Here is a 26,388-nt window from a genome sequence, read left to right as displayed (position 1 = left end):
AACCGGCTCGGACGAGCGCTGGTCACGCGTTCGTGCAAGCTTCCGCGATCTCTGCGGTGTCCCAGTAGAACGGGCGGATGTCGACGATCTGCCCGTCCTGGATCTCGATCGTCTGCAGGATGGGGAATTCGAGCCCGCGGCCGGTCGCCCGGGAGCGCGCTCGGACCTGGGTGAGCACCACCAGCGGCCCGGTCGTGTCGCTCGGCGTCAGGAAGTCCTGCGCCAGCATCTCGAACGATTCCCAGGTTCGGCTCATCTCGAGGAAGAACCGTTCCATGCCCTGGTGGCCCCGCCAGCTCCCGCCGTAGGGCAGCGCCTCTGCCTGGTGCAGGACGACCTGCGGCGAGAAGAACTCGGCGAGCGGTTCGAAGCTCGCTTCGCCGGGCCCGCCGGCCGCCAGGTACTCGGCCTCCGCCGCGTACATGCCTTCCAACACCTGCATCTTCGTTTTCATCGCCGTCACGCGTCCAGCTTTGCCGCGCGGGAGGCCGGGTGCTGGCGGTGATCAGACACCGCACTGGGTCTGGCCATCCACGACGAACAGCAAGATGTTCACTCAATTGGGCGATTAAGCGCCGTGACCTGCGCGTCGATGGAAGTCACGATGAGTGGGTTGTCGCGCGATCGTGGTGGTGTGAATTCACCGAAAAGAAGAATGCTCATGTAGTGACGAGTGAGCGGCGATCGCGACTACCTTCCGGCCCGTGACGGATATCCGTGATGAAGTCATCCCGACCCAGCAGCGCCCGCCGGACATCGGTGGCGAATACGCCACGGGCACGAGCCGACTCGTCGCCGATCGGTCCGAACCGACCACGGATATCTCGGCGGCCGAGCAGTTCCTGCGGGCCTTCCACGACGCTCATCCCGAGGCAGGCTCCCTGTCCCAGCGTCTAGCCGAGGTGCGCCAGGAGTTCGCCGACACCGGTACCTACCGCCACACGAGCGAGGAACTCGCCTACGGCGCGCGCGTCGCGCTGCGCGACAGCGGGTGGTGCACGAGCGGTGTGTCATGGCGCCGGCTGAAGGTCCGCGATCTTCGCGGCCTGCGCAACGCCTCAGCGATCGCCAGCGAATGCTTCGAACATCTCCGGCTGGCCACCAATGCGGGCCAGATCCAGCCGCTGATCACGGTTTTCGCCCCAGACTCGCCGGATGGTCCCGGCCCGTGCATCTGGAACGAACAGGTCGTCCGGTACGCGGGCTACGCGTTGTCCGACGGCGGCGTGCTCGGCGACGCCCGGTACAGCGGGTTCACCGCCGAAGCCCAGCGCCTCGGCTGGAAACCGCCGACCCAGCGCGGGCGCTTCGACCACCTGCCGCTGGTGGTGGAGACCGCCCACGAAGGCCCCAAGCCGGTGGCCGTGCCGCGCGACGTCGTGCAGGAAGTCCCGTTGGAGCACCCGGAGTTCCCGTGGTTCGTCGAGCTGGGCCTCCGTTGGCACACGGTGCCCCTGATCAGCAACATGCAGCTGCTCATCGGCGGCATCCGGTACCCGGCCGCGCCGTTCAACACCTGGTTCGTGGGGACCGAGATCGGCACCCGCGGCCTGGCCGACGAGAACGCGTACGGCGTCACCCGGCACGTGGCCGAACGGCTGGGCATGGACACCTCCACCGAACGAACCCTCTGGCGGGACCGGGCGATCGTCGAGATCAACCGGGCCGTGCTGTTCTCGTTCGACTCCGCGCGCGTCACGATCACCGACCACCACAGCGAGGCACTGCACCGGCTGGCCTGGTTGCGTTCCGAGCCCCGGACCGATGCCTCCCGGCCGATGTTCACCGTCACCAAGGAAGCGACCCGGCGTGCCCGGCAGGGAGCACCGAGTGGCTTCCGGTCCCCCGAACCGAGCCGGCCGCGGTACGACGTGCTGGCCCGGATGAACCGGCGTTGCCTGGGAACCGGCCTGCCCGAGGACTGACCCGCGCACCGGCCGTCGACGCACCGCGCCGGGCCGCGAAGCGGTCCATGATCTCGGGGAGAACCGCGCTGAGGGACATGAGCAGCAGCACCGCGAGGGCGATGAAGGCTCCGATTCCGGAAACGATGTTGGCGAGCATCTCTGACCTCCCTGGTCTTTCCTTCCGACTCTTCAAGCATCACGTTCGGGACAGGTCCGGCGGATCGGTCATGTGGTCGGCCCCGGATGGCCATCCGGCCAGTCCCGCGCGGGCGGAACTGGCCGGATGGTTGCTGACAGGGCGCTCGCCCACTACTCGTCGGCGATGGGTTCGCTGCTGATCCTGCGCAGCATCGGGCCGCTGCTGGAGGCGGCGAGCACCGCGACGGCCACGCCGATCACGACCGGGGCGAGGATCCAGCCGCTGATCACCATCGGGGCGTCATCCCCGAACAGGGTCAGCATCGAGACCCCGATCGCGATACCGCCCGCACCGGCGGTCAGCGTCGCGACCAGCGCGGGCAGCGCCGCCTCGGTCCGCAGAGCGCGCCCAAGCATGCGCACCGGGGTTCCGGCCGCGATCAACGCGCCGAAGGTGCGTCGGCGATCGACCACCGACGACGCGGCCGTGATCGCGGCGCTGCTGCCCGCGAGCAGGGCGGCGAGTCCCAGGCCGATGGCGGTCACCCGCTTGAGGTCGCCCAGCATCGTCTGCTGGTCCTCCAGCCGCAGCTCGCGGCTCATGAAGCTCTCGGCGGGCAGTGCCGCGGCGAGCGCGGTCCGCACCTTCTCCCGGTCGGCGTCGGTCGCCGGGTTCACCACCAGCGTCGACTCCCCGACGTTCGCGACCTCGGGCACCAGCTCGGGGTCGATCAGCACCGAAGAGCTCAACTCGGGATCCTGGCCGCCGAGCGGCCGCGTCACGACGTTGGCGGGCAACCCGAACGTCGCCGGCTCCTCGTTGGAGTCCCGGGCCGCGTAGGCCCGGATGCGCAGCCCCGAGTCCGGCAGCCCGGTGGCCGGATCAGCGCGGATCGCCGGCGGTCCCGCGCACACGCCGACGGCCATCCGGGTCACCGCCGCCGCTTCCGGGCAACTGATCACCAGGCCGGCGTACTCGCCGCCCTCGGAGGTCTCGAGGGTGACCTGGTTCGCGCTCACGACGGTGGCGTTCGCGCCACGGCGCTCCAGCTCGCCGACGACGCGCTTCTTCTGGTCGGCCACCGTCGCGGACGGAACGTCCAGGTACAGCACGGAGTCCTTGAAGGAACGCCCGCCGCCCGCGAATGCCTCGAAGCTGGGCAGCAGCGTCAGAGCCATCGACCCGACGAACACCGCGAGGACGATGCCGGACACGGACCGGTAGGCGGCCTTCGGGTCGCTGCGCAGCCGCCGGCCCGCGAGCAGCATCGCAGGCCGTCGCCACGTGGTGGCGAACAGCTTGCCGAGCGCGCCGGTCAACCACGGACCGACGATCGAGGCGGACAGCAGAACCGCCGCGAGCGCCGCGAGCATGAACGTCAGGCCGCCGGTCTCCTCGGCCGTGGAGAGCCCGAACGCGAAGAACCCCGCTGCCGCGGGCAACGCGAGCAGCCGCCACGCCTTGGGCGCCTTCCGCGACTGGTTCATCGCCGCGCCGACCGGTGCCTGCACGACGCGGCGCAGACCCAGCACCGCAGCCAGCACGACCAGCAGCGGAATCACGACCGCCACCGCGACGACCGTCGGCACCGACGGCGTGAAGTCGCTCGGCAACCAGGTGCCGCCACCCCACGGGACCTGCGCCCCCACGAACCGCAGCGGCCAGCTCAGCAGGAGACCGACGACGGTTCCCGCCGCAGCGGAGATGGTGGTCTCGGCGGCGACGGTGCCGACCACCTGCCCCGGCGTCGCACCGGCCAGCCGCAGGGCCGCGAGCCTGCGCTCCCGTCTGGCGGCGGTCAGCCTGGCCGCCGACGCGACGAGCACCAGGCTGGGAATCGCGAGCAGCACGATCCCCACCCCGGACAGGAACTTCAGCAGGAAATCGTCGGTACCGGCCGCGATCCAGCCCGATTCCTCGGCCTTGACGGCGTCCAGCGTGCCCGGCTGGTGCCCGACCACCGCGACGAGCTGCTCCGGGAACTTCAGCGAGGTCTCGTCCAGAACTCCGACGACGTTGCCGTCGAAGCGGTTGGCGAGCTCTTCAGGCGGGCGCTGCTTCGCCAGCTCGGCCAACCGCGGCGACAGCAGGACCTCGCCGGCACCGGGGAAGCTCGGCGCGCCGTCCACCGCGGGCCGTTCTCCCGACACGTCGAGCCGGATGATCTTCTCGTTCTCGAAGAAGTCCAGGCTCGCCTGCGAAACCGCCCCGGAGGGATCGGCGGCACCGCGCATCCAGGCCGCCCGATCCATTCGAGCGTCCGTCGCGTTCGGCAGGGTCGCCAGGAACAGGACCAGCGCGGTGGCGACCGCGACCCCGGCGGCGGTGAGCAGCGCCGACAGGCGGCTGCGCGAGTCGACGCGCAGCACCCGCAGCGCCAGCTGCACGGGATTCATCCGACCATCACCCCGCCCGCGATCAAGCCGTCGCGGATCTCCACGATCCGCCCCGTCTTGGCGGCCAGTTCCCGGTCGTGCGTCACGATGACCACGGCCGCCTGGGTCGCCGCAGCGGCGGCGAACAGCGCCTGCGTGGTCTCCTCGCCGGTGCGGGTGTCCAGGGCGCCAGTCGGCTCATCGGCGAAGATCACCTTGGGGCGGTGCGCGAGCGCCCGCGCGATCGCCACCCGCTGCGCCTGACCGCCGGAGAGCTCGCCGGGCAGCCGCTTCTCCAGCCCGCCGAGACCGAGCCGGCCCAGCCAGTCCCGCGCGCCCTCCAGCGCCTGCTTCCGGTTGGCACCGGCCAGCAGCAGCGGCAGCGCCGTGTTCTCCTCCGCCGTCAGCTCGCCGACCAGCATGCCCTGCTGGAAGACGAAGCCGAACTCGTGGCGCCGCAGCGCGCTGCGCTTCGCCTCGCCGAGCTGGTCGATGCGGTGCCCGTCGAGGAGCACCTCGCCGCCGTCCGGGCGCAGGATCCCGGCCAGGACGTGCAGCAGCGTCGTCTTGCCGGAGCCCGACGGCCCGACGATCGCCATCACCTCGCCCGTGCGGATCGCGAGGTCCACCCCGGCCAGCGCCCGGTAGGAGCCGTAGTTCTTGACCAATCCGCGCCCCACCAGGAACGGCTCCCCGGGCCGCCGGTCGACGATTGAAGCCGACATCTTCCTTCCTCCTGCTCGTTTCGCGCCGCTAACGCCGTTCGTCGCCGTGCTGGCCCGTGCTCGCCGTGCCTGCGGTTGTGTTCGGGCTGCGGTCCGGATCTCGGGGCCCCACCGGTGCGGGACCTGCTGGATTCGAGATTGGCGGTCGGCGCCGGATTCCGGATCGGCCTCGGGGCCGCTGATCGACGCGCGAGGGTCGGCCGATCGGTCAGGGCATTCGAACCATTCGGCCAAGGTGTTCGAATCGGGCCACCGGTTACGGTCGAGCCGTGAGCAACATCGCGACGAGCCCCGGACCCGGGCCGACCGCCCCGTGGTGGCGGCGGCTCGGTGATCTCCTGCGCGAGCAGTGGATCTTCGCCGGGCTGCTCGGGTTGATCTGGCTGGGGAACACGCTGGGGTTGTTCGAAGACGACATCGTGCTGATCCCAGGGATCACCGCGATGGCGCTGCTGGCGATCCTCGGTCGCCGCGCGCCAGTCTGGTGCGGGCTCGCGGCCACGGCCGTGCTGTGCGGCAACACGGTGGTCGGCCGGCTGAATGGCGCGTACTTCCACTCCCTGGGGCTGGAGAAGATCACCCCGACCGAGAACCTGGCGGGCCTGCTGCTGGTGCTCTACCTGTTCCGGTTCCGCCCGCTGCGCAAGGCCATTCCCGTCACCGCGGCGCTGGTGGTGGCCTGCGTCGCATCGGTGCTGGTGCGCCTCGACTCGTCGTGGGCCTACCCGGGGATGGTGTTCGGCCAGACGCTGAGCTTCGGCTTCCTCCAGCTGATGCTCACCGCGGGCACCGGCATCTACCTGCGCAGCCGGCGGTCCGCGCCGGAAGAATCCCGGGACACCCCGTTGCGCGCGCTGGTGCGCCGGCAGTGGCCGGTGATCGCGGTGCTGGGCGCGCTGGTCTTCCTGGAATTCACGAAGACCGGGTACGACTCGCTGCTCAGCGGCGTGGTCTTGCTGCTGTGCGGTGTCGTGATGTCGGTGCTGGCCGTCGTCGGGCCGGTCCGGCCGTTCGAAGCGGCGGTGCTCGGAGCCACGGCGCTGGCGCTGACCGCGTTGATGATGCGCTTCTGGGGGCTCGCGGCCGACGTCAGCATGATCGGCGGAATCCCGTTCGCCTCCACCGGAGCGGGAATGCTGCTGATGACCTACGCCACCAGGCACGCGGAGCCGCAGCGCGCGTTGCTGGCGGGCGTCTCGCTGGTCGGTTCAGCGCTGTTCGCCCTGTTCGTCATCCCGGTCGAATCGTCGTCGCTCAACGAATTCAACGACTACCTGCAACCGGTCTTCATGGGCGGGTTGCTGCTGGTCATCTCCGTCGGCACCGGGCTGTACTTCCGCGCGCGGGACACGGAGCGCGCGAAGACCGTGCGCAGCGCGGTGTCGGATGCGCAGCAGGCCGAGCGGATGGCCTTGGCGCGGGAACTGCACGACGTGGTGGCGCACCACGTCACCGGCATCGTGGTGCAGGCCCAAGCAGCCCAGATGGTCGCGGAGAAGAACCCGAAGGCGGCGACCGACGCGTTGGCCCGCATCGCCGACAGCGGCACCGAGGCGCTGACCGCGATGCGCCGGCTGGTCGCGAGCATGCGCGGCGCGGAGCCGGCCGGCGCGTCGACGGCCACCGAGCAGGCCACCACCGACCTCGAAGCGGACCTCGAAGCCCTCGTGAACGCCACCCGGCGGGTTCCGGTCGGCGATCACCGGCCGACCACTGTGGACCTGCGCATCGACCTCGGCCGGGAGATCCCGCCGGAGGTCGCCCGGTCCACCCTCCGCGTGGTGCAGGAATCCCTGACCAACGCCGAAAAGCACGCGCTAGACGCGAGTTACGTGCAGATCGACGTCCACGCCGACCCGGTGAACATCTACGCGCGGATCACCGATGACGGCACGGCGGTACGCCAGCAACCGGTCGGCGGCTCGGGCGGATACGGTTTGGTGGGGATGCGGGAGCGGATCGAGCTGCTGGGCGGCCGGTTCCGGGCCGGTCCCGGAGACCACATCGGTTGGTGCGTCGAAGCAGTTCTGCCGTTGGCGGAGCAGAGCGGGGAAGTGGGACAGCGATGATCCGGGTGTTGATCGCCGACGACCAGGAGCTGGTGCGCGCCGGTTTCCGGATGATCCTGGAATCCCAGGACGACATCGAAGTGGTGGCGGACGTCGCGAACGGCGTGGACGCGGTCCGGGTCGCGCGGGAGAAGCGGCCGGACGTGTGCCTGATGGACATCCGGATGCCCGGGATCGACGGGCTGGAGGCCACCAAGCAGCTGGCCGGCCCCGATGTCACCGACCCGATCAAGGTGGTCGTCGTGACCACCTTCGATCTCGACGAATACGTCGACAGCGCGTTGCGGAACGGGGCGAGCGGCTTCCTGCTCAAGGACGCCGGACCGACGCTGCTGCTGGAGGCGATCCGGGCGGCGGAGCGCGGCGATGCGCTGGTCTCGCCGCAGATCACGGTGCGCCTGCTCAAGCACTTCTCCCAGCCCCAGGTGCAACGTCGCGCGGTGCAGGCGCCGAGCGTGGACCTGACCGAACGCGAGCTCGACGTCGTGCGGGCGACCGCGCGCGGCCTGACCAACGGCGAGATCGGCCAGGAGCTGTTCATGTCGCTGTCGACGGTGAAGACGCACCTCGCCTCCGCGCAGGGCAAGATCAAGGCCCGCAACCGGGTGGAGACCGCGGCTTGGGCCTGGCGCAGCGGGCTCATGGACGAATGATCTTCGCCGTGGCGCGCGTTGGCGCGGCTTAGCCGGCCGATTCCTGTCGGCGCGTGCGCCGCGTTTGTGTGCCACGCCGTTGGTTTCTTGCGGTGTAACAGCATTGCCCGGCGAGCCGCGGCGCTGCTGCACCGGCACTGCTGCACGGCCGAACCCGCCTGCTGCGCCTACCCGTTCGGGGTCGGTCGAACGGTCGGCTGGGACTGACCGATCGAACGAGGTCGACGGGCCGATCAGCCGAGGTCCAGGGGCCGGAATCCGGCGATTCTGGAGTCATGACGAGGCGCACGCAAGACATCTTTTTCATGGCGGTGCTGGGCGGTATCGCGGGGCTGGCGGGGGTGATCATGTTGCTTGTCATAAGCACGGCGGGCGGCGGATGAGCGTCGGGCAGAATGCGGGCATGTCGATCGCACTGCGCCTGCACGCACCGATGGTTCTGCCCTGCGATCCCGGCTGCTCGGTGATCCGGGACGCCGTGGTGGACGTCGACGGCGAGGGTCGCATCGTGTACTGCGGGCCGCGGGCCGGGGCGCCGGAACGCCCGAACGACGCGACCGTCCGGGAATGCAGCGGAATCCTGCTGCCGGGCCTGATCAACGCGCACGCGCACAGCCCGATGACACTGCTGCGGGGGATGGGTGGAGACCTGCCGCTGCTGCGTTGGCTGCACGAGGTGATCTGGCCCGCCGAGGCTCGGCTGCGTCCGGCGGACGTCCGCGCCGGGATGGAGCTCGGGTGCGTCGAGATGCTGCGGGCCGGCGTCACGACGAGCGCCGAGATGTACTTCATGGGCGAGTCGGTGGTGGAGGCCACCCTGGCGGTCGGTTCGCGCGTGGTGTTCGCATCGGCGGTGATCTCCACGCCGGCGCTGGAGAAGCTCGGCGGCTGGCAGGGCATGGTCGACGGGATCAACCGGTGGATCGACTCCGACGGCCTTCGGTTCGGCCCCGGTGACCGGGTGGAGCTGGCGTACGGGCCGCATTCGGCTTACACGCTGCCGCCGGAGGCGCTGCAGACCATCGGCGAGTCCGCGCAACAGCGTGCCGCCCTGGTCCACACGCACGTGGCGGAGAGCGCCGCCGAAGACGCCGAGCAGCGCAAGCAGTTCGGTTCGGTGCCCGCATTGTTGGAGAAGCTCGGCGTGCTCGACGGCCGGGTGCTCGCCGCGCACGGCGTGCACCTGTCGGACGACGACATCGAGTTGTTCGCGCGCCGCGGGGTGGGCGTGGCGCACTGTCCGGGATCCAACGCGAAGCTCGCGTCGGGGACCGCACGGCTGGTCGACATGCTGGCCGCCGGCATTCCGGTGGGACTGGGCACCGACGGGCCGTCCAGCAACGACGATCTGGATCTGTGGGAGGAGGTGCAGTTGGCAGGACTGTTCGCACGGACGGTCACGGGCGATGCGACGGCGCTGAGCTCGCGGGCGGCGCTGCTCGCGGCGACGCGAGGCGGGGCCGAGGCGCTGCACCGCGACGACATCGGTGCGCTGGAACCCGGGCGCTGGGCCGACATCATGCACCTCGACATCGACAACCCGGCGTTCGCCACGGGCCTGGACGCGCCGGACGATCAGGTGCTGGCCAACGTGGTGTGGGCCGCCGGTTCCCGGTGCGTGCGGGACGTCTGGGTCGCGGGTGAAGAAGTGCTGCACGAGCGCGAGCCCACGCGGGTGGACCGGCGCACCGTGCAGGCCACGGCACGCAAGTCCGCGCAGCACATCCGGGGCTGAACCCGGCCCACCTGTTCCGGCCGGATGCTTCGGCCGGCCCTGGGGCAGGGCGCGCTTCGCGAGGCGGCGTCAGCCGCTTGCGGCATGCGGTGCTGCTCGGACTGCGGTGAGGTCGTCCGGCTGGGACGGCTCCGACGTAGCGACCAGGGCTTTCGCCACGCCGGAGCGGCCACAGCGAGACTGCGGCTCCCGCAAAGGGCCTAGGTACCCGCGGGGGCACATGCGGGTCGGCCCTTGCGGAACGGGCCTCAGGACGGCCGGATGACGATCTCTGTGAGGTGTGCGTCGCCGGTGGCCCGCACCGCGGACACGATCGGCGCGGCGACCGACTCGGGGCGCAGGTAGTGGTCCGGCTCGAACGCCCCGCCCTCCTGGTCGCGGACGGTGCGCTGCATGTCGGTGGCGGTGCGCCCCGGGAACACCGAGGTGACCCGCACGCCGTGCCCGGCTTCCTCGGCGCGGAGCACGTCGGCGAAGGCGCGCAGCGCGAACTTGCTCGCGGCGTACGAACCCCAGTTCGGCTTCGCGGACAGGCCGGCGCCGGAGTTGACCAGCACCACGTGGCCCTTCACTGCGCGCAGCGCGGGCAGCAGCAGGCGCGTCAGCTCGGTGACGGCGAAGAGGTTCAGCTCGAAGGTGCGCCGCCAGGAGTCGCTGGAGGCTTCGGCGACCGAGGCCAGCTCGACCAGGCCGGCGCTGTGCACCACCACGTCGAGCCGTTCGATGTCGGCGACCGCAGTGGCCACGGCGTCGTGGTCGGTGAGTTCCACGGGCCACGATTTGGCACCGGGGAGCTCGTCGACGAGCTCCTGCAGCGCGTTGGCGTCGCGCCCGCCCAACAGCAGGTCGTGCGTGTCGGAAAGCGAGCGGGCGACGGCGGCACCGATGCCTCGCGAGGCGCCGGTGACCAGGGCAATTGGGCGTTCGGGCATGTCCTAACGGTATCGCCGTACGGTTTCGGCCCGGCGACCGGCCGTCCCAATCAGCGGACTACCCCTTGACCCATTGGGGGTATGAGGCTTAGGTCACCCGAGTGAGCAGTGTCGACGCCGCCCCTGCGGGTGCCCAGAACCGCATCCTGCGCAAGGTCGCGGTGCGGTTGATGCCCTTCCTGATCTTGCTCTACTTCGTGAACTACCTGGACCGGGTCAACATCGGCTTCGCCGGCCCGAACGGCATGAACGACGAGCTGGGGCTGACCGCGACCGCGTTCGGTTTCGCGTCGGGCATCTTCTTCATCGGCTACCTGGTGCTGGAGGTGCCGAGCAACCTCGCCCTGCACCGCTTCGGGGCGCGGAAGTGGCTCGCCCGCATCATGATCACCTGGGGCGTGGTCGCGACGGTGATGGCTTTCGTGCCGAGCCCCACCGCGCTGATCGTGCTGCGGTTCCTGCTCGGCGTGGCCGAGGCGGGGTTCTTCCCGGGCATCATCCTGTACCTGACCTACTGGTTCCCGGCGGTGCAGCGGGCGAAGGCGGTCGCGCTGTTCATGACCGCGGTCCCGGTGTCCAGCGCCATCGGCGCCACCGTGTCGAGCGCGCTGATCAGCACCGGGCACGGGATCTTCGGCCTGTCCGGCTGGCGGTTCATGTTCCTCGTCGAGGGCATCCCGGCGATGCTGCTGGCGGTGGTGACCTGGTTCTACCTGACCGACCGGCCGTCCCAGGCGAAGTGGCTGTCGCCGCAGGAGCGCGCGTGGCTGACCGAGCAGCTGGAGGCCGAGCGCGCGCAGACCGAGACGGCGCACGGCTGGCCGCTGCGGAAGGCGCTGACCCACCCGCGGATCCTGGCGCTGGCGTTCGTGTACTTCGGCATCGCGTACGGGCTGTACGCGCTGGGCTTCTTCCTGCCCACCATCATCAAGGGCTTCGAGCAGCAGTACGGCACCGACCTGTCGACGATGGAAACGGGGTTGATCACGGCGGTGCCGTACGTGATCGGCGCGGTGGCCATGGTGCTCTGGGCCGCGCACGGCGACCGGACGCGGGAGCGCGTGTGGCACGTCGCGCTGCCGATGCTGCTCGGCGGCATCTCCATCCCGATCGCGCTGTACCTGGGCAATCCGTTCAGCGCGATGGTCGCCGTGACGATCTGCGCCGTCGGTGTCTGCGCGGCGCTGCCCACCTTCTGGGCGTTGCCGAGCAACTTCCTGGCGGGCGCGGCGGCGGCGGGCGGTATCGCGCTGATCAACTCGCTGGGCAACATCAGCGGGTTCGCGGCGCCCTACATCACGGGAGCGCTCAAGGACGCGACCGGCTCGCAAAAGACCGGCCTGTGGGTGGTGGGCATCGTGATGGTCACGGCGGCGATCACGGTGGTCGCCCTCCGCGCCGCGCCACGCGGGGAGCAGCGGGAATCGACCGGCAGCCGATCCGAAAGCTGACGCACGGCATCCAAAGTGGACGCAGCAGCGTGCTTCAGGAGCGAGCAGCGGCGTACAGCCGCAAGAACGCCCGCACACCGCTCACGATGAGCTCGTCGGCCTCGGACTGCGGAATCGGCATCGAGCCGTAGAACGTCCGCTGGAGCACGGCGGTGATGGTGAGCAGGTTGAGGTGCAAGGCGGCCCGCTCCGCATCGTCGAATTCGAGCAGGCCGTTGTCGGCGATCTTCCGGAGGTACGGCGCGAGCCGCTCGTGCGCCGACTGCGGGCCCGCGGCCAGCCACTTCTCCAGCACCGCCGGGGGAATCCGGGTCACCTCAGCTTCCAGCGTCCGGACGAGCGCGAAGTGGTCCGGGAACTCCGCCACCGCCGCGACCCGGTCCCGGCAGAAGGCGACGAGGTCTTCCTCGAGGTCGACGATCTTCCGCAGGTGCAGCTCCATCAGCCGCGCGATGGCGTCGGTGACCTCGTGCGCCCCGTCCAGCGCGACCGACAGGAAGAGCTGTTCCTTGTCGGCGAAGTGGTTGTAGATGGTGCGCTTGGACACCTGCGCTTCTGCGGCGATCGCGTCCACGCTGGCCCGTGTGTAGCCCTCGCGGCCGAACACCTTGCGCGCCGCCTGCTCGATGGCGCGGCGCTTCTCCGGTCGGCCGGTCGGTGACACCGGAGCCCCCTTCCAACGAACTGCACTACTCCGTGCAGTCTACGTCGGGCCTCACCGGGAGTTGCCGCTCTTGGGGCCGGACCGCAGGTCGGTGAAGTAGCTGTCGTGCTCCACGAAGAACCGCTCTCGCTCGGCGTCGCTCAGCGCCGCGATGTGGCCGACGCCTTCGAAGTACTCCTCGCGCGGGGCGCCCGGCGCGAACAGCATGAGGAACGACGCCGGCTCGTCGGACCTGTTGTAGAAGGAGTGCAGTCCGCCCGGGGGCACGTAGAGGAAGTCGCCCTTGGTCGCTTCGCGCCACTTCGCCCCGTCGTAGACCTGCAGCGATCCGTCGGTGACGAAGAACGATTCGGACATCGCCTTGTGGAAGTGGGTGCCGGTCCCGGCGCCGGGAGCCAGGTCGACCACGTGGTAGAGCCCGAATTCGCCGTCGGTGGCGATGTCGTGGGTTCGGCCGGTCGGTTTCCCCGTGGCCAGGTAGTAGGTCCTGGTGCCGGACGGGTTGACCAGCTCCGGATCGGCGTCCGCCGGGCGGAAGGAAGCGCTGATCTCGCCGGCGTCGCCCCGGTACCGGTCTGGTGGGTAGGACATGGTGATCCTCCTCTGGGTCTCACCACGAAATTACACTCACCAGTTCACCATCTCAACTGCACCGTGTAGTTTACTTCCTGACGACCGGACCGGAGCACGATGATCGCTGGTGCGAGCCGCGCGTTTTCCCAACGTGGCTCAGAAATAGCGATAGCTCAGGCCGGTGGCGGCCCAGGCGACGCGGGCGTCGATCAGCCGGGTGAGCGTGTAGCGCGCGGGCACGAAGCCCCGGCCGCGCCAGAAGGCGTCGCTGACCGGATTCGCCGACGACCACTCCGCACCACAGCTGCGGAAGCCGCGGCGGGACGCCCAGCCGAGGACGCCGGACACCAGCGCCGTGCCCACTCCCCCGGATCGCGCGTCGGCGGTCACCACGGCGAGGCCGATCGTGGCCGTGGCCGGGAAGCGGTTGTCACGGCCCGCCTGGATCATCCCGATCGGCCGGTCGCGCTCCGCCGCGACGAGGACCACCCGGTCGGCGTCGACGAGGGACGCCCGGAGGTCGTCCCGGATAGCCCGGAGGTCCAGGAGCGCGGGGCGCAGGATCGGCGGTGCGGCGTGGAACCGCTGCAGTTCCACGGTGAGATCCAGCAGTTCCGCGAGATCCTCCGCATCGGCCTCGCGCACCTCGACCGCCCCGGCGGCACCGATCGGCTCCACCTGCCGAAGGCCCTTGACCTGGTCGATGCCGAAACCCAGCTCGAACAGGCAGCTGATGACGGGTCGGTGCGCGGCCGCGACCACCACCGAATGCTCGAAGGCGCCCACCGCGGTGAGCTGCCCGGACAGCGCCCCGTAAAGGCGGCGGTAGATCTCGCGCCTTCCCTCCGGCACCGAGGCGTGTTGCTGGAGGCGGATCCTGGCCAGCTGGCCTCCCGGAGATGCCGGTGCCGATGCCGCCATGAAACCGGCGAGTTCGCCGCGGGCCACGGCGGCCACGGCCGGCCCGTCGCCCTGCCACTGCGCCACGAGGCGTTCGGCCACATCCGCCTCGGCGAGGTCCGTCCCCGTCGATGCGTGGTCACCGGCGATCAGTCGCGCGGCCTGCCCGGTGAAACGGCCGTCGAACGGCACGATCTCCAGATCCACCCGGCCTCACCCCGCCGACAGCCGAAAGTCGTTGCCGTACCTGCGAAGCAGCGCATGGACGTCCGAAGCGAGCTCGTGCAGTCGCGGTTCCCGAGCGGCGGCCGCATCGACGAGCGCGTCGATGCGCTGTGCCCACCCACCGGCCGGATCCGGCTCACCGATGCGGTGAAAACCCCGCGACAGCAAGCCTTCCGCCATCTCGGACCGACCGCGCAGCACTGCTTTGCACGCCCCGATCGCGTTCATCGCCGCGCTTTCCGGAAGCGACCAGTCGGTGCCGCTCGCCCGCGGAACGTCGGCGTCGAAGGCGTGCGAGGCGGCCCAGATCTGCAGGTCGAGCCGCCAGAACAACGGCACGCCGCGAAACCGCGCGAAGACCAACCGGTGCAACGCGGATCGCTGGAACTCCGGAGCCGACCGCACGGACGCGACCTCGGCGACCGCACCGAGCGCCGCGCCCAGCCGATCGGCTGCACTCGACACCGCGCCGTCCGGCACCACCCACGCGAGGTCGATATCGCTGTACTCGTCGTCGGTTCCGGCCCCCAGCGACCCGATCAACGACACCCGCGAGCCCGGCATCGCATCGGCGAGCGCGCGGCTGATCGCCGCGGCGAAAGCGCGCTGGTTCGAAAACACCGCCACAGCAACGAGGTTAGCCGTGCTGGTGATCCCGCGACCGGGCGAAATCCCGCACAACGCAACGAGGGCCTCCGGACTTGCCGGAGACCCCCGCGCTCGCAAGGTGGATCAGCGTCGGCCGATCTCACCGCCGTCCTTGCGCCAGACCGCCACGACCGACGGACGCGGCTGCGAGTTGCCGCCGTCCGGCCAGTGCGAGGCCGGCTTGTCCGCGCTCGCCCCGTCGAGCTCGCCCGGGTGCTGCACGCACACGGTCACCACGGTGTCCCGGACCACCGGGCCGCAGGTCTCCGCGCCGTGCGGCACCGTCAGGAACTGCTTGACCCGACCGCGCTCCGGGCCGTCGACCGGCACCGCGAACAGGCCGTCGTTGCTCTTCAGCGCGTTGCCGTCGGTGGAGATCCACAGGTTGCCGTGCCGGTCGAACGCCACGTTGTCCGGGCACGAGATCGGGCTGACCTGCGACTTGTCGAACCCGCCGAAGTAGGTGCCCGCGTCGTTCGGGTCGCCGCACACCAGCAGCAGGTCCCAGCGGAACTTGGTGCCCGTCGCGTCGTCGTCGACCTCCAGCACGTGGCCGTGCTTGTTGCCGACCCGCGGGTTGGCCTCGTCCGGCGCCGCGTTGCCGGTCGAGCCGCGGTTGGAGTTGTTGGTCAGCGCGCAGTAGATGCGGCCGTTGACCGGGTTCGGCTGGATGTCCTCCGGCCGGTCCATCTTCGTCGCGCCGACCTTGTCGGCGGCGAGGCGGGTGAAGATGTAGACCTCTTCGGCGGTGAAGCCGGGCACGAACGACTTCTTGCCGCTGGCCAGCGGAATCCACTCGCCGGTGCCGTCGAAGGCGCCGTCCGACGGCAGCTTGCCGGTGCCGTCGATCTCGCTCGCCGGGCTGTTGCCGGCGAACCGCGCGACGTACAGGGTGCCGTCGTCGAGCAGCGTCATGTTGTGCCGGCGGGCGTGGGCGCTGTTGCCCCCCTTCACCTTGCCGTTCGACACGAACTTGTAGATGTAGTCGAAGCGCTCGTCGTCGCCGGAGTAGGCGACCACCCGGCCGTCGTCGGCGATCTTGACCGCCGCGCCCTCGTGCTTGAACCGGCCGAGCGCGGTGTGCTTGACCGGCGTGGAGTCCGGGTCGTGCGGGTCGATCTCGACGATCCAGCCGAAGCGGTTGGCCTCGTTGGGCTCCTGCGCGAGGTCCCAGCGCTTGTCGAACTTCTCCCACTTGCGGGTGCTCGCGGTGCCCTTGATGCCGTAGCGGGCGTAGCGCGCCTTGGTCGCCGGGTCGGTGACCGAGTCGGCGTTGGCGAAGTACTGGTTGAAGTTCTCCTCGCCGGAGAGGATCGTGCCCCACGGCGTCAGGCTGCCCGCGCAGTTGTTCTGCGTGCCGAAGACCTTGGTGCCGGTCGGATCGACCGACGTCTTGAGGTGGTCGCTGCCCGCAGCCGGGCCGCGCAGCTCGAACGGCGTGTTCAGGGTGATGCGCCGGTTGTACCGGCTCGGCTTCGGCTTGAGCCCGCCGCCCCGCTCCCGCTCCACGTACACCACCGAAAGGCCGTGCGCGGCCCAGGCGATGCGCACCTGCTCCTCGGTCGGGTTGTTCTCGTCGTAGCCGACGAACATGTGCGTTTCGGTGGTGTACTCGTGGTTGACCACCAGCAGGTTCTGCTTGCCGCTGCCGTCCAGCGGGACCAGTTCGGCGAAGTCGTTGTTGTAGCCGAACTGCTTTTCCTGCGCCGCCGCGGTCTGGTTGCCGAAGTCGAACTCCGGCGCGCCCGCCACCACCGGGTCGCCCCAGCGGATCACGATGCCCTGGTCGTAGCCCTCGGCGGTGACCACGAGGTCTTCGGTGTTCGGGGCGACCGGGGTGAAGTCGGTGCCCGGGACGTTTCCGCTGCCGGGGCGGGGCATCGGCGCCGGGGCTGCGGTCGCGGTTCCGGTGAGCGCCGCTGCGCCACCGACGGCCAGCGCGATCACGCCGCTTGCCTTCAGGGCGGACCGGCGGCTGAGCACGCTCTCGACGATGTCGCCGAAGTAGGCGTTGGCCGAGGTGTTCGGGGCCTCGTGCGCGCATGCGTTGCCGCAGCGGTACTTGCAGGTGACCGAGGCGCGGTTCGCGGAGTGGTGGGAAAGCAGGGGGAGCGGGATTACCCGCCCGCTGTCCGGTCGGGAAGGCAAGCGGACCTCCAGGTGCTCGTCGGGGAACATCTGGAAGTTAGGTCGATCAGGCGATGGTTCCTGGACGCGAAGGTGAACGAGGCCTGAACAAGCGACGCAGAGTTATCAAAACGGCGCCGGGGCAACCGAAAAGGCCCAACGCAGCGTATCCGGACGAACACGGATCATCAGCAATAGGGCCGCTGGTCGGTGAGCGAGGCGGCCACGTTCAGCCACACCCGGAACTGCCGGTAGACCTCCGGAACGGGGCCGCTGATCGCGACGGTGCGGTCGTCGCGGCCGGTGACGCCGGGGAGGTTCAGCAGCGTGTCGGCCACCGAAGCCGACTGCCAGCGCACCGCGAGCGTCGTGGTTTCCGGCGCGGGCTGCGGAGCCGGGAGCTCGCCGGTCAGGGCTGCGGCGGTCGCGGTTTCGATGGCATCGCGAGCCTCGGCGAGTGGCAGCAGCTCGGCGGCGAAGCGGCCGCGCGCGTACTTCACCGCTGCGGTTCGCACGCCGGAATCCCATTCGGCCATCTCCGCGCACGCGGTGTCGTCGCCGGAGAGCAGCACCACCGGGACACCGAGCGCGGCGGCGGTGGCGTGGGTGAGGCCGATCTCGCCGGTGGGGCGGTCGTCGAGCCACATGTCCTCGATCTCGTGGCCCATGAAGCTGTGGCTGAGCACGCCCGACGTGCCTGCGCGCGAGTGGTAGCCGATGCAGAGCGCGGCGTCGAAGGTGGCGTCGAGCCCTTCGAGCATGCCCATGTTCTTGGGCTTGCCGCGGATCAGCCGAGCCGACGGGTGCAGCATGTCGGAGCGCAGGTTGCGCATCGGTCCATGCGCGTCGTTGACGGTGACCTCGGTGGCCCCCGCGGCGATCGCGCCGCGGATCGCCGCGTTGACGTCCTCGGCCATCATCTGCCGACCGTGCTCGTAGTCGCGCCCGGCGGGCTGGACGTCTTGGGCGTCGACGAGGCCGGTGACGCCTTCCATGTCGACGCTCAGGTAGATCCGCATCCGCCACCTCCGAAGATCACCGGTCACCGCATGGTTTCACGGCGACCGGTGCTCAGCGAAGAGGATTGGCCCGCAGCCAGGCCAGAACCTGCTCGGCGTGCTCGTTGGTCGGGAAGATCGGGTAGTGGACGTGCTCGATCACGCCGTCGCGGATGATCAGCGTCAGCCGCTTGTAGAGCGTCATCCCGCCGGCCTCGAACGTGGGCAGTTCGAGCGCGCCGGCCAGGCTCAGCGCGGGGTCGGACAGCATCTGGAACGGCAGGTGGAGCCGCTCGACGACCTCGCGCTGGTAGTCGGTGGACTGGCTGGACAGGCCGAACACGCGGGTCGCGCCGGCGTTGTGCAGGTCCTCGTGGTGGTCCCGGAAGCTGCACGCCTCGGGGGTGCAGCCACGCGCTCCGGGGATCGAGTCCCAGCCTTCCGGGAGGTCGGTGCCGGGACGACCGGTGAGCGGGTAGATGTAGAGCACCGCGCGGCCCGGACCGAGCGCGTCGACGCGGACGGTCTCGCCTGCTGTGCTCGGGAGTTCCAGGTGCGGCATCCGCATCCCGGGCAGGTGGTCCGCCGCGCCGTCGTCCTCGGGCACGGGCAGGTCTGCGGGCAGGTTCAGGTAGTCGTTCATCGGGTCCTCTCCGCTGGTCGCGCAGCTGTTGCGGTGGGCGGCTTCTTGCAGGTGCGCGATCAGCACCGCACGACGGGAGGTGAGCGCCTCGATCCGCTCGGTGAGCTCGTCGATCGCCTCCCGGTACCCGGCGAGCGAGGCCGGGCAGTCGTCCGCGTGCTGCCGCCCGGCCGCGAGGCAGTCGAGGAACGGCCGGGTGCGCTCGACGGGGATGCCCAGGTTGCTGAGGGCCTTGACCTCCCGAACCAGCCGCACGTCGGCCTCGTCGTAATCCCGGTAGCCGTTGGGCAGCCGTTCGGGTGCGATCAACCCCAGCGATTCGTAGTAGCGCACCGCTTTGGTCGTCACGCCTGCCCGCCGGGCCAGTTCGCTGATCCGCATTCCTGTCACCTCGACGAACGCTAAACCCCGCCCCTGGGGGCAAGGTCAACCCGAGCGGGAAAATCGGTGTCGCCGGCGGTACGCGCGTTGCTACGTTCTCCCGCATGGCTTGTCCTGCTGCTTGTGCCTTCTTCATCCGGCTGCGTTCCGCTTAGGCGGCGCCGGATCCATTTTCGCGTCGCCTTCCGCGTCCGGGCTCTCGTTTCCCGACGCGCGGTTCGTCGTGCGGTGATTCCACGCTGACCTGCGCTCGCGAGGGCCCGGTTCCGACCGGTCCGCGAACGCAGGAGCAGCCAACATGCCTTACCGCCGGAATTCGGCGCGCGATCGTGCGCGCCGCGAACTCGGCCAGAACTTCTTGATCGACCGCGGCGTCGCCCGCCGCATGGCCGATCTGCTCGATCCGTCGCCGGTTCCCGTGGTGGAGCTCGGCGCGGGACGCGGGGCCATCACCCGCGAATTGGCCCGCACCGGACGGCCGATCACGGCCGTGGAGCTCGACCCGCACTGGGCCGACGAGCTCCGCGGGAAGTGGCCTCGGGTGCACGTGATCACGGGCGACATGCTCGAATTCCGCTTCCCCGACGCGCCGCACGCAGTGGTCGGCAACCTCCCGTTCGGCATCACGACCGCGGTGACGCGACGGCTGCTGGGCACGCGGTACTGGTCGGAGGCGGTGCTGCTGGTGCAGTGGGACGTCGCCCGGAAGCGAGCCGCGGGCGGCAACCAGCTGATCGCGCAGTGGTCACCTTGGTACGAATTCCGGCTCTGCGGCAAGGTTTCCGCGCGTTCGTTCCGACCGGTGCCGGCGGTCGACGGCGGCGTGCTGAGGATCCTGCGCCGCGCGGGTCCGCTGGTGCCCTTCGGCGAACTCCGCCGCTACCAGCGGTTCGTGGAGGCGGTGTTCACCGGCCGCGGGCGGGGCCTGGGCGAGATCGTCCGCAATGTCACGGGATGCCGGGTCTGCGACCTGCCCGCGCTGCCCCGGGATCTCACGGCCGAAGGCTGGGCTCGCCTCTACACCGAAACCACCTGACCGCAGGCCGGTTCGGAGTGAACGGACCCTTCGTCCCGATAGACGAAGCGAACAGGCCGTTCACTCCATCCACCCGACACCCCACGCACACGACCAGTGTTGGAGTGAACGGACCCTTCGCCTCGATAGACGAGGCGAACAGGCCGTTCACTTCAACGCTCGTCTCCCGGGCGCGTTGGGTCAGGACTGCCGCTGCAGGAACTCTTCGAGGGTTTGCAGCGCCGGGTGCTGTTGGCGCAGGGCCGGGATGTCGGCCTGGTAGCCGCTCTCCTCGAACCACTCGAACATCCGGTCCCGCCCTTCGAACGGCGCGGGTTCGTAGCGGGTCGGGGTGCCCGTGACGCGCTGGATCGCCTCCGCGACCTGCTGCAGGGTCCGCTCGTCGCCCGCGATCTCGATCTGCTCGCCGAGGTAGCGCTGCGGGTCGTCCAGCGCGTTGGCCGCGAAGAAGCCGATGTCGTCGGGAGCGATCATCTGCACCGGAGTCGCCGGATCCAGCGGCATCGACAGGACCTGCTCGCCGCCATCGCCGGTGCTGGTGATGCCGGCCAGGTTGGCCATGAAGAACACCGGGCGCAGCACGGTGGCGGGCACGCCGATGCGCCGGATGTGCTCCTCGATCGCGAACTTGCTCTCGAAGTGCGCGATGCCCGAGTCGCGTTCGGCGCCGCCGACCGAGCTGTAGACCAGGTGCGAGACGCCCGATTCCAGCGCGACATCGGCAACCGTCGCGCCCTGGCGGACTTCGGCGGCCAAGCCGGCCTCGTCCAATGCCAGCGGCTGGACGCTGAACACCGCGTCCACCCCGGCCATCGCCGCGCGCAGCGAATCGGCGTCGTCCAGATCGCCCCGGACCAGCTCCGCGCCGGAGCCCTGGAGCTCCCGCGCTGCGGGCTTTTCCGGATCGCGCACCAGCGCGCGCACCCTCCAGCCGCGTACCAGCAGGTGGCGGGCGGTCGCGCCGCCTTGCTTCCCGGTGGCACCGGTGACGAGAGCGGTCCGGCCGTCGGTCGTGAGAACTCCTATGTCGTGGCCTCCGAGATCACCCCAACTCTCGAACTTCGACCTGGCTCGAGCTCAATTCGGTGTGACGCAGTGCACAACATGTGATCGCCGGGGTGGGTGGCCGGGCGCCGGGTCGGGGGCGGGGTGCCCGGCCACCATGCGGTCCGGCGAGGGGGAGGGGGTTCGCCGGACCTGGTCTCGGGGTCAGATGCGCAGGCGCGCGAGGGTTTCGGTGTTCAGGCAGTGCCGCCCGGTGGACTCCGCTTCCCGTTGTCGCTCAGCCTCGACCTCTTCGATCAACTGCCACACGTTGAGCGCGCCATCGCCCGCGCCGGCGTGCTGCGCGCGCGGAGCGCGGACCAGCAACATGCTCGCGATCAGCACGTTCACCAGGACCAGAGTGCTCACCTGAAGCCAGAACATGGGTTTCTCCTCGCCTTGAAGTTGACGTTTCCGCTGGTCATCAGTCGTGAGTGGCAATGGCTGCCATAGCGGCCACAGCCACTCACGACCACCGGACGCTGATGCGGCGCCAGCAGTCCATGCAGGTGTCCTCGTTGATCCACTCCAGCTCACGCGGCAGCCGCTGCACCTGCCACGCCCCCACCTCGACACCGCAGAACGATGTCACCGACGCATACGGCTCGGCCCGCTTCGCGGCCACGTCGAACGCATGCCGCCCCACCCCCACCGGCCGCCAAAACCAATCCACACCAGCCTTTTCGAACATCCCCGCCTTTTGGTGACAGTTACTTAATGTGGTGCTGGCACCACTATCTCGAAGCTGTCACCTTGTGTGCAATAACACTTACGGGCGGTGAGGATCTCTCTCTAGGATCTGGTGCATGCCTGGCACCAGTAGCGGGAGTCCCAGGGCCCGCGCCCTGGGAGCAGAACTCAGAGAAGCGCGTCAGCGACAGAACCTCTCAGTGCGCGAGCTCGCTCGACGGCTTGGAACATCGCACACGCTGATATCGCGCTACGAGACCGGCGCAAGGCTCCCGAGACCAGAGGATGTGGCGAGCATCCTGCAAGAACTCGGCATCACGGGTGAGAATCGAGAACGCGCTCTGGATCTAGCCCGACAGGCAGGCGACCCGAACTGGTTGGCGCTGGGAAACTCCGGGAGCGGTCGTCCGCTGGCGAGTTACATCGATTTCGAACGAAGTGCCACGGAGATCATCGACGTCGCACCGCTTCTGATTCCAGGTTTGCTGCAGACCGCCGACTACGCGCGGGTGGCCATGACCGGCAGCCGCTCCGGAGAGGCCGAGACCAGACTGATGCTTCGGCTGGCGCGGCGCGAGATTCTCACCCGGCGCAATCCCGTGAAGCTACATGCCTTGATCTGCGAAGAAGCATTGCGCCGCCCGTTCGGCGGCCAGCAGGTTCAGCACGAGCAACTGCTGCACCTGTCCTCAATGACAGAGATGGCCAATGTGGACATCCAGGTGCTTCCTGCGCAGGACTCGAAGTGGAATGCGTCCTTGGTCGGCCCGTTCGTCTACCTGAGCTTCCCGAAGGCACTGCCCATCGTCCACCTGGAGCACTACAGGTCTTCCGTCTTCTTGTACGACAAGAAAGTGGTCGCAGACTACCAGCGCGCGGCCGATGAACTGCGAGAACAAGCGCTGAGCTCTGAGGAGTCGTTGCAGCTGATCAAAGCACTGGCCGCTGAGATTGGAGAGACCGACTGATGCTGGAACCTGAGATAACGTGGCGGAAGTCCAGCCGCTCTGGACCTGACACCAACTGCGTCGAAGTCGGCTGGCGGAAGTCGACCCACTCTCAAGGGCAAGGCACATGTGTCGAGGTCGGCCTCGGTGTGGATGCCGTCGGGGTTCGGGACACCAAGGATCGGGACGGTGGGCACTTAGCCGTGCCGGTGCGTAGTTGGCACCGGTTCATCGGCGCGGTCAAGGGCGGCACCTTCGACCGATAGCGGGGGTGGCGAGGGACACCTTTGCCCCGGAGCCCGCTTCGGTGCGCTGCGGGGCGGACACCGAGCGTCGCGTTCCGGGCGCGGAAAGCACCAGGTCCTTCATTTGCGGAACCCGCGGCCTCTACCCTGCGTCCTAGGCGTTGCAGTTGATCGGCGGCTGAGAGGTTGCGGACGTGTACATCGAGGAGACCGGCGCGGGAGACGGTGACATCAAGGTCACCGTCGAGGGCGAGGAGTACACCGCCGAGGCCAACTACGACCTCGACGGCGATGGCATCGACGAGACGGTCGCCGTGATGACCGACGACGGCTACGTCGCGTACATCGACGAGAACGGCGACGGCCAGGCCGACCTCATGCAGTCGATCAACAGCGATGGCGTGGTCGTCGAGCAGGCCCGCTTCGACGCGGAGACCGGCGGGTGGGCCGGCGAGGCTCCCCAGCAGCACCCGGGCGGCGCCGACCCGGAGGACCAGCAGCACGGCCGGTCGATGGTCATCGACACGCCGCAGGGCGACATGCAGGTCGGCCCGGCCACCGAGGACACCAACCAGGACGGCATCGCCGACACCGCGGTCGTGGAGACCGAGGCCGGCGGCACCATGCTGGTCACCGACGTCGACGGCGACGGGTCCGCCGACCAGGTCGTGGAGATCAGCCAGACCGGCGACGTGACGATCTCGCACCACACCGGCGACGGCCAGTGGACCGTGGTCGAGCAGGGCAAGATGACCGACGACGGGCACTACGCCCCGAACCAGGCGACCGGCGCGACCGACGACGCGGCCTGGACCTTCGACGACGCGGCCCAGCCGCACGCCGCCAACGTCGACACGCACAGCGGCGGAGCCGGCGGTGGTGCGGGCGGCGGAGCCGGCGGTGGTGCGGGCGGCGGAGCCGGCGGCATGGGCGGCGGACAGCGCGGCGGTGCGGGCGGCAAGGCCGACTCCGACGAGCTCTGGGGCTGACCGCTCGACTCGATTCCCACCCCGCTCGATGCGCATCGGGCGGGGTTTTTCACGTCCGCGGCGGGGAGCAACCGCCATTCGGTCGATGCCTGCGCGTAACCCGGTGTTCGCGAACACGTCCGGTTCGCCGGAAATTCTGGATCCAAGCGATCCCGGCACGGCGAGATTTTCGTCCAGACCACTACTCAGGTCGCTTCTGAATCGATTCCCTTATCGTTCTTGTGAGAGAACGAACATGGCTGATCTCCATTGCGCGCCCGATCCGCCGTTAGCCTCGGTGCATCCCTTTTTCACTTCGCCCGGTCTTCGGGGCGGGCGAAGCTTTCCCTGTAAAGGCCGACGGGAGACCCCGTCGGCGAATCCGGGCTGTGGCGCCCAGTCAGGAGACGCGGAGCGATGACCGCATTGACCATCCCAGGTCTCGACCAGGCACCGACCACGCACGAGCGCCTGCTGTCGTGGGTGCGTGAGGTCGCCGAGCTGACCACACCCGACCAGGTGGTGTGGTGCGACGGTTCGCAGCAGGAATGGCAGCGGATGACCGATCGCCTCGTCGAGGCGGGCACCTTCACCCGCCTGACGAACAAGCCGAACTCGTTCTACGCGGCTTCGGACCCCTCGGACGTGGCGCGCGTCGAAGAGCGCACCTACATCTGTTCGGTCGAGGAGAAGGACGCCGGGGTCACCAACAACTGGATGGACCCCAACCAGATGAAGGCGACCATGACGGAGCTCTACCGGGGCTGCATGCGTGGTCGCACCATGTACGTGATCCCGTTCTGCATGGGCCCGCTGGACGCCGAGCCGCCGAAGCTGGGCGTGGAGATCACCGACTCCGAGTACGTCGTGGTGTCGATGCAGATCATGACCCGGATGGGCGCGAAGGTCCTGGAGCGGCTGGGCGAGGACGGCGACTTCGTACCCGCGCTGCACTCCGTGGGCGCGCCGCTGGAGCCGGGGCAGCAGGACGTGCCGTGGCCGTGCAACGACACCAAGTACATCACCCACTTCCCCGAAGAGCGGATGATCTGGAGCTTCGGCTCCGGCTACGGCGGAAACGCGCTGCTGGGCAAGAAGTGCTACTCGCTGCGCATCGCCTCGGCGATGGCCCGCGACGAGGGCTGGCTGGCCGAGCACATGCTGATCCTGAAGCTGATCTCGCCGGAGGACAAGGTCTACTACGTCGCGGCCGCGTTCCCGTCGGCCTGCGGCAAGACCAACCTCGCGATGCTGCGGCCCACCATCCCGGGCTGGAAGGTCGAGACCCTCGGTGACGACATCGCGTGGATGCGCTTCGGCGAGGACGGTCGCCTGTACGCGGTGAACCCGGAGGCCGGTTTCTTCGGCGTCGCGCCGGGCACCAACTGGAACACCAACCCGCACGCGATGGAGACCATCGAGAAGGGCAACTCGCTGTTCACCAACGTGGCCCTCACCGACGACGGCGACGTCTGGTGGGAGGACCACGAGGGCGACCCGCAGCACCTCACCGACTGGAAGGGTCGCGACTGGACCCCGGACAGCGGGGAGAACGCCGCGCACCCGAACTCGCGGTACTGCACGCCGATGTCGCAGTGCCCGATCCTGGCGCCGGAGTGGGACGACCCGAACGGCGTGCCGATCTCGGCGATCCTCTTCGGCGGCCGCCGCAAGACCACGGTCCCGCTGGTGAACGAGGCGTTCGACTGGCAGCACGGCGTGTTCATGGGCGCCACCCTGTCCTCGGAGAAGACCGCCGCGGCGGCCGGCAAGGTCGGCGACGTGCGGCGCGACCCGATGGCGATGCTGCCGTTCATCGGCTACAACGTCGGCGACTACTTCCAGCACTGGGTGAACGTCGGCAAGTCCGCCGACGCCACCAAGCTGCCGCGGATCTTCTACGTGAACTGGTTCCGCCGCGGTGACGACAAGCGCTTCCTGTGGCCCGGGTTCGGCGAGAACTCGCGCGTGCTCAAGTGGATCGTGGACCGGCTGGAGGGCAACGCCGCCGCCGCCGACACCGCGATCGGCCGGGTGCCGTCGGCCGAGGAGCTCGACCTGACCGGGCTGGACACGCCGCAGGCCGACGTCGACGAGGCGCTGAAGGTCGACGTCGAGGAGTGGAAGGCGGAGCTGCCGCTCATCGAGGAGTGGTTCGACACCATCGGCGAATCGCTGCCGAGCTCGATGCGCGACGAGCTGGAGGCCCTGAAACAGCGTCTCGGTCACTGACCGAGCGACCCCCGGACGGGTGGATTCGCGAAGCGACGTGGGAAGCTTCGCGTCCACCCGTCCGGCGCGGAGCTCCCGCGC

The 26,388-nt window shown here is 69.5% G+C and carries 24 protein-coding genes; 10 read left to right on the top strand and 14 right to left on the bottom strand.

Annotated elements, in window-relative coordinates:
- Nucleotides 1–22: 22 nt before the first annotated feature.
- Nucleotides 23–454 (bottom strand): nuclear transport factor 2 family protein, encoded by a 432-nt coding sequence (locus tag AB0H93_RS38500; protein ID WP_358580493.1) that lies wholly within the window; start codon nucleotides 452–454, stop codon nucleotides 23–25.
- A gap of 250 nt (nucleotides 455–704) precedes the next feature.
- Between AB0H93_RS38500 and AB0H93_RS38495 the strand changes: the two genes are divergently transcribed.
- Complete coding sequence (locus AB0H93_RS38495; protein ID WP_358580460.1) at nucleotides 705–1,925, top strand: nitric oxide synthase oxygenase; 1,221 nt, start codon at nucleotides 705–707, stop codon at nucleotides 1,923–1,925.
- 291 nt (nucleotides 1,926–2,216) lie between these two features.
- On the opposite strand, the gene AB0H93_RS38490 is transcribed toward AB0H93_RS38495, so the two are convergent.
- The gene (locus AB0H93_RS38490) at nucleotides 2,217–4,442 is read right to left on the bottom strand and encodes an FtsX-like permease family protein (protein WP_358580458.1); all 2,226 of its coding nucleotides are present in this window, start codon (nucleotides 4,440–4,442) and stop codon (nucleotides 2,217–2,219) included.
- Nucleotides 4,439–5,146: an ABC transporter ATP-binding protein gene (locus AB0H93_RS38485; protein WP_358580455.1), complete on the bottom strand. Its 708-nt coding sequence runs from the start codon at nucleotides 5,144–5,146 to the stop codon at nucleotides 4,439–4,441. Before AB0H93_RS38485 ends, AB0H93_RS38490 begins: the two co-directional genes overlap by 4 nt.
- 269 nt (nucleotides 5,147–5,415) lie before the next feature.
- Here AB0H93_RS38485 and AB0H93_RS38480 point away from each other — a divergent pair, with 269 nt between their 5' ends.
- The 3 genes from AB0H93_RS38480 to AB0H93_RS38470 all read left to right on the top strand — a co-directional run bounded on the left by AB0H93_RS38480 (nucleotide 5,416) and on the right by AB0H93_RS38470 (nucleotide 9,603).
- Nucleotides 5,416–7,215, top strand: a complete 1,800-nt coding sequence (locus AB0H93_RS38480; RefSeq protein ID WP_358580453.1) for a histidine kinase — start codon at nucleotides 5,416–5,418, stop codon at nucleotides 7,213–7,215.
- Entirely contained in the window at nucleotides 7,212–7,868 is a 657-nt protein-coding gene (locus tag AB0H93_RS38475; protein ID WP_358580451.1) for a response regulator transcription factor, read from the top strand. Before AB0H93_RS38480 ends, AB0H93_RS38475 begins: the two co-directional genes overlap by 4 nt.
- A 403-nt stretch (nucleotides 7,869–8,271) precedes the next feature.
- Nucleotides 8,272–9,603 carry an amidohydrolase gene (locus AB0H93_RS38470; protein WP_358580449.1) on the top strand — a complete coding sequence of 444 codons (1,332 nt, stop codon included), beginning with the start codon at nucleotides 8,272–8,274 and terminating at the stop codon, nucleotides 9,601–9,603.
- Between the two features lie 248 nt (nucleotides 9,604–9,851).
- On the opposite strand, the gene AB0H93_RS38465 is transcribed toward AB0H93_RS38470, so the two are convergent.
- Nucleotides 9,852–10,535: an SDR family oxidoreductase gene (locus AB0H93_RS38465; RefSeq protein ID WP_358580446.1), complete on the bottom strand. Its 684-nt coding sequence runs from the start codon at nucleotides 10,533–10,535 to the stop codon at nucleotides 9,852–9,854.
- 101 nt (nucleotides 10,536–10,636) lie between these two features.
- Here AB0H93_RS38465 and AB0H93_RS38460 point away from each other — a divergent pair, with 101 nt between their 5' ends.
- Nucleotides 10,637–11,986, top strand: coding sequence for an MFS transporter (locus AB0H93_RS38460; RefSeq protein ID WP_358580444.1), 1,350 nt, complete (start codon nucleotides 10,637–10,639; stop codon nucleotides 11,984–11,986).
- A gap of 34 nt (nucleotides 11,987–12,020) precedes the next feature.
- Here AB0H93_RS38460 and AB0H93_RS38455 read toward each other — a convergent pair whose 3' ends face one another.
- The 7 genes from AB0H93_RS38455 to AB0H93_RS38425 form a co-directional block, all read right to left on the bottom strand.
- Complete coding sequence (locus AB0H93_RS38455) at nucleotides 12,021–12,650, bottom strand: TetR/AcrR family transcriptional regulator (RefSeq protein ID WP_358580442.1); 630 nt, start codon at nucleotides 12,648–12,650, stop codon at nucleotides 12,021–12,023.
- A 51-nt stretch (nucleotides 12,651–12,701) separates the two neighbouring features.
- On the bottom strand, nucleotides 12,702–13,241 hold the full coding sequence (locus AB0H93_RS38450; protein ID WP_358580440.1) for a cupin domain-containing protein: 540 nt from the start codon (nucleotides 13,239–13,241) through the stop codon (nucleotides 12,702–12,704).
- 138 nt (nucleotides 13,242–13,379) lie between these two features.
- Entirely contained in the window at nucleotides 13,380–14,330 is a 951-nt protein-coding gene (locus AB0H93_RS38445) for a GNAT family N-acetyltransferase (protein WP_358580438.1), read from the bottom strand.
- Between the two features lie 6 nt (nucleotides 14,331–14,336).
- A complete protein-coding gene (locus tag AB0H93_RS38440; RefSeq protein WP_358580437.1) occupies nucleotides 14,337–14,975 on the bottom strand; it encodes a hypothetical protein in 639 nt (212 codons plus the stop codon).
- A gap of 105 nt (nucleotides 14,976–15,080) precedes the next feature.
- Nucleotides 15,081–17,144, bottom strand: a complete 2,064-nt coding sequence (locus AB0H93_RS38435; RefSeq protein WP_358580435.1) for a PhoX family phosphatase — start codon at nucleotides 17,142–17,144, stop codon at nucleotides 15,081–15,083.
- Nucleotides 17,145–17,311: 167 nt separating this feature from the next.
- Complete coding sequence (locus AB0H93_RS38430; RefSeq protein WP_358580432.1) at nucleotides 17,312–18,142, bottom strand: M55 family metallopeptidase; 831 nt, start codon at nucleotides 18,140–18,142, stop codon at nucleotides 17,312–17,314.
- A gap of 52 nt (nucleotides 18,143–18,194) precedes the next feature.
- Nucleotides 18,195–19,145, bottom strand: a complete 951-nt coding sequence (locus AB0H93_RS38425) for a MerR family transcriptional regulator (protein WP_358580429.1) — start codon at nucleotides 19,143–19,145, stop codon at nucleotides 18,195–18,197.
- A gap of 298 nt (nucleotides 19,146–19,443) precedes the next feature.
- Between AB0H93_RS38425 and erm the strand changes: the two genes are divergently transcribed.
- Nucleotides 19,444–20,181: a 23S ribosomal RNA methyltransferase Erm gene (gene erm, locus AB0H93_RS38420; RefSeq protein WP_358580427.1), complete on the top strand. Its 738-nt coding sequence runs from the start codon at nucleotides 19,444–19,446 to the stop codon at nucleotides 20,179–20,181.
- 180 nt (nucleotides 20,182–20,361) lie between these two features.
- Here erm and AB0H93_RS38415 read toward each other — a convergent pair whose 3' ends face one another.
- The 3 genes from AB0H93_RS38415 to AB0H93_RS38405 all read right to left on the bottom strand — a co-directional run bounded on the left by AB0H93_RS38415 (nucleotide 20,362) and on the right by AB0H93_RS38405 (nucleotide 21,898).
- The gene (locus AB0H93_RS38415) at nucleotides 20,362–21,207 is read right to left on the bottom strand and encodes an NmrA/HSCARG family protein (protein WP_358580490.1); all 846 of its coding nucleotides are present in this window, start codon (nucleotides 21,205–21,207) and stop codon (nucleotides 20,362–20,364) included.
- A 183-nt stretch (nucleotides 21,208–21,390) separates the two neighbouring features.
- Entirely contained in the window at nucleotides 21,391–21,609 is a 219-nt protein-coding gene (locus tag AB0H93_RS38410; protein WP_358395605.1) for a hypothetical protein, read from the bottom strand.
- Nucleotides 21,610–21,691: 82 nt separating this feature from the next.
- Nucleotides 21,692–21,898 (bottom strand): zinc finger protein, encoded by a 207-nt coding sequence (locus tag AB0H93_RS38405; protein ID WP_358580425.1) that lies wholly within the window; start codon nucleotides 21,896–21,898, stop codon nucleotides 21,692–21,694.
- A 133-nt stretch (nucleotides 21,899–22,031) separates the two neighbouring features.
- Here AB0H93_RS38405 and AB0H93_RS38400 point away from each other — a divergent pair, with 133 nt between their 5' ends.
- The 4 genes from AB0H93_RS38400 to AB0H93_RS38385 all read left to right on the top strand — a co-directional run bounded on the left by AB0H93_RS38400 (nucleotide 22,032) and on the right by AB0H93_RS38385 (nucleotide 26,307).
- Complete coding sequence (locus AB0H93_RS38400) at nucleotides 22,032–22,883, top strand: helix-turn-helix transcriptional regulator (protein ID WP_358580423.1); 852 nt, start codon at nucleotides 22,032–22,034, stop codon at nucleotides 22,881–22,883.
- Nucleotides 22,883–23,128, top strand: coding sequence for a DUF397 domain-containing protein (locus tag AB0H93_RS38395; protein WP_358580421.1), 246 nt, complete (start codon nucleotides 22,883–22,885; stop codon nucleotides 23,126–23,128). Before AB0H93_RS38400 ends, AB0H93_RS38395 begins: the two co-directional genes overlap by 1 nt.
- 173 nt (nucleotides 23,129–23,301) lie before the next feature.
- On the top strand, nucleotides 23,302–24,096 hold the full coding sequence (locus AB0H93_RS38390) for a DUF6802 family protein (RefSeq protein ID WP_358580419.1): 795 nt from the start codon (nucleotides 23,302–23,304) through the stop codon (nucleotides 24,094–24,096).
- Between the two features lie 396 nt (nucleotides 24,097–24,492).
- On the top strand, nucleotides 24,493–26,307 hold the full coding sequence (locus tag AB0H93_RS38385; RefSeq protein WP_358580417.1) for a phosphoenolpyruvate carboxykinase (GTP): 1,815 nt from the start codon (nucleotides 24,493–24,495) through the stop codon (nucleotides 26,305–26,307).
- Nucleotides 26,308–26,388: the final 81 nt, after the last annotated feature.

It is taken from the genome of Saccharopolyspora sp. NPDC050642 (assembly GCF_040654735.1).
In the GTDB taxonomy this organism is placed as follows: domain Bacteria; phylum Actinomycetota; class Actinomycetes; order Mycobacteriales; family Pseudonocardiaceae; genus Saccharopolyspora; species Saccharopolyspora elongata.
This window is presented reverse-complemented; position numbering and strand designations above follow the sequence as displayed.

Bases quoted from the DNA above. Each gene is read 5' to 3' on its own strand.
- AB0H93_RS38500 (WP_358580493.1), bottom strand. From the start codon at position 454: ATGAAAACGAAGATGCAGGTGTTGGAAGGCATGTACGCGGCGGAGGCC.
- AB0H93_RS38410 (WP_358395605.1), bottom strand. From the start codon at position 21,609: ATGTTCTGGCTTCAGGTGAGCACTCTGGTCCTGGTGAACGTGCTGATC.
- AB0H93_RS38465 (WP_358580446.1), bottom strand. From the start codon at position 10,535: ATGCCCGAACGCCCAATTGCCCTGGTCACCGGCGCCTCGCGAGGCATC.
- AB0H93_RS38470 (WP_358580449.1), top strand. From the start codon at position 8,272: ATGTCGATCGCACTGCGCCTGCACGCACCGATGGTTCTGCCCTGCGAT.
- AB0H93_RS38485 (WP_358580455.1), bottom strand. From the start codon at position 5,146: ATGTCGGCTTCAATCGTCGACCGGCGGCCCGGGGAGCCGTTCCTGGTG.
- AB0H93_RS38430 (WP_358580432.1), bottom strand. From the start codon at position 18,142: ATGCGGATCTACCTGAGCGTCGACATGGAAGGCGTCACCGGCCTCGTC.
- AB0H93_RS38395 (WP_358580421.1), top strand. From the start codon at position 22,883: ATGCTGGAACCTGAGATAACGTGGCGGAAGTCCAGCCGCTCTGGACCT.
- AB0H93_RS38385 (WP_358580417.1), top strand. From the start codon at position 24,493: ATGACCGCATTGACCATCCCAGGTCTCGACCAGGCACCGACCACGCAC.
- erm (WP_358580427.1), top strand. From the start codon at position 19,444: ATGCCTTACCGCCGGAATTCGGCGCGCGATCGTGCGCGCCGCGAACTC.
- AB0H93_RS38475 (WP_358580451.1), top strand. From the start codon at position 7,212: ATGATCCGGGTGTTGATCGCCGACGACCAGGAGCTGGTGCGCGCCGGT.
- AB0H93_RS38490 (WP_358580458.1), bottom strand. From the start codon at position 4,442: ATGAATCCCGTGCAGCTGGCGCTGCGGGTGCTGCGCGTCGACTCGCGC.
- AB0H93_RS38400 (WP_358580423.1), top strand. From the start codon at position 22,032: ATGCCTGGCACCAGTAGCGGGAGTCCCAGGGCCCGCGCCCTGGGAGCA.
- AB0H93_RS38425 (WP_358580429.1), bottom strand. From the start codon at position 19,145: ATGCGGATCAGCGAACTGGCCCGGCGGGCAGGCGTGACGACCAAAGCG.
- AB0H93_RS38450 (WP_358580440.1), bottom strand. From the start codon at position 13,241: ATGTCCTACCCACCAGACCGGTACCGGGGCGACGCCGGCGAGATCAGC.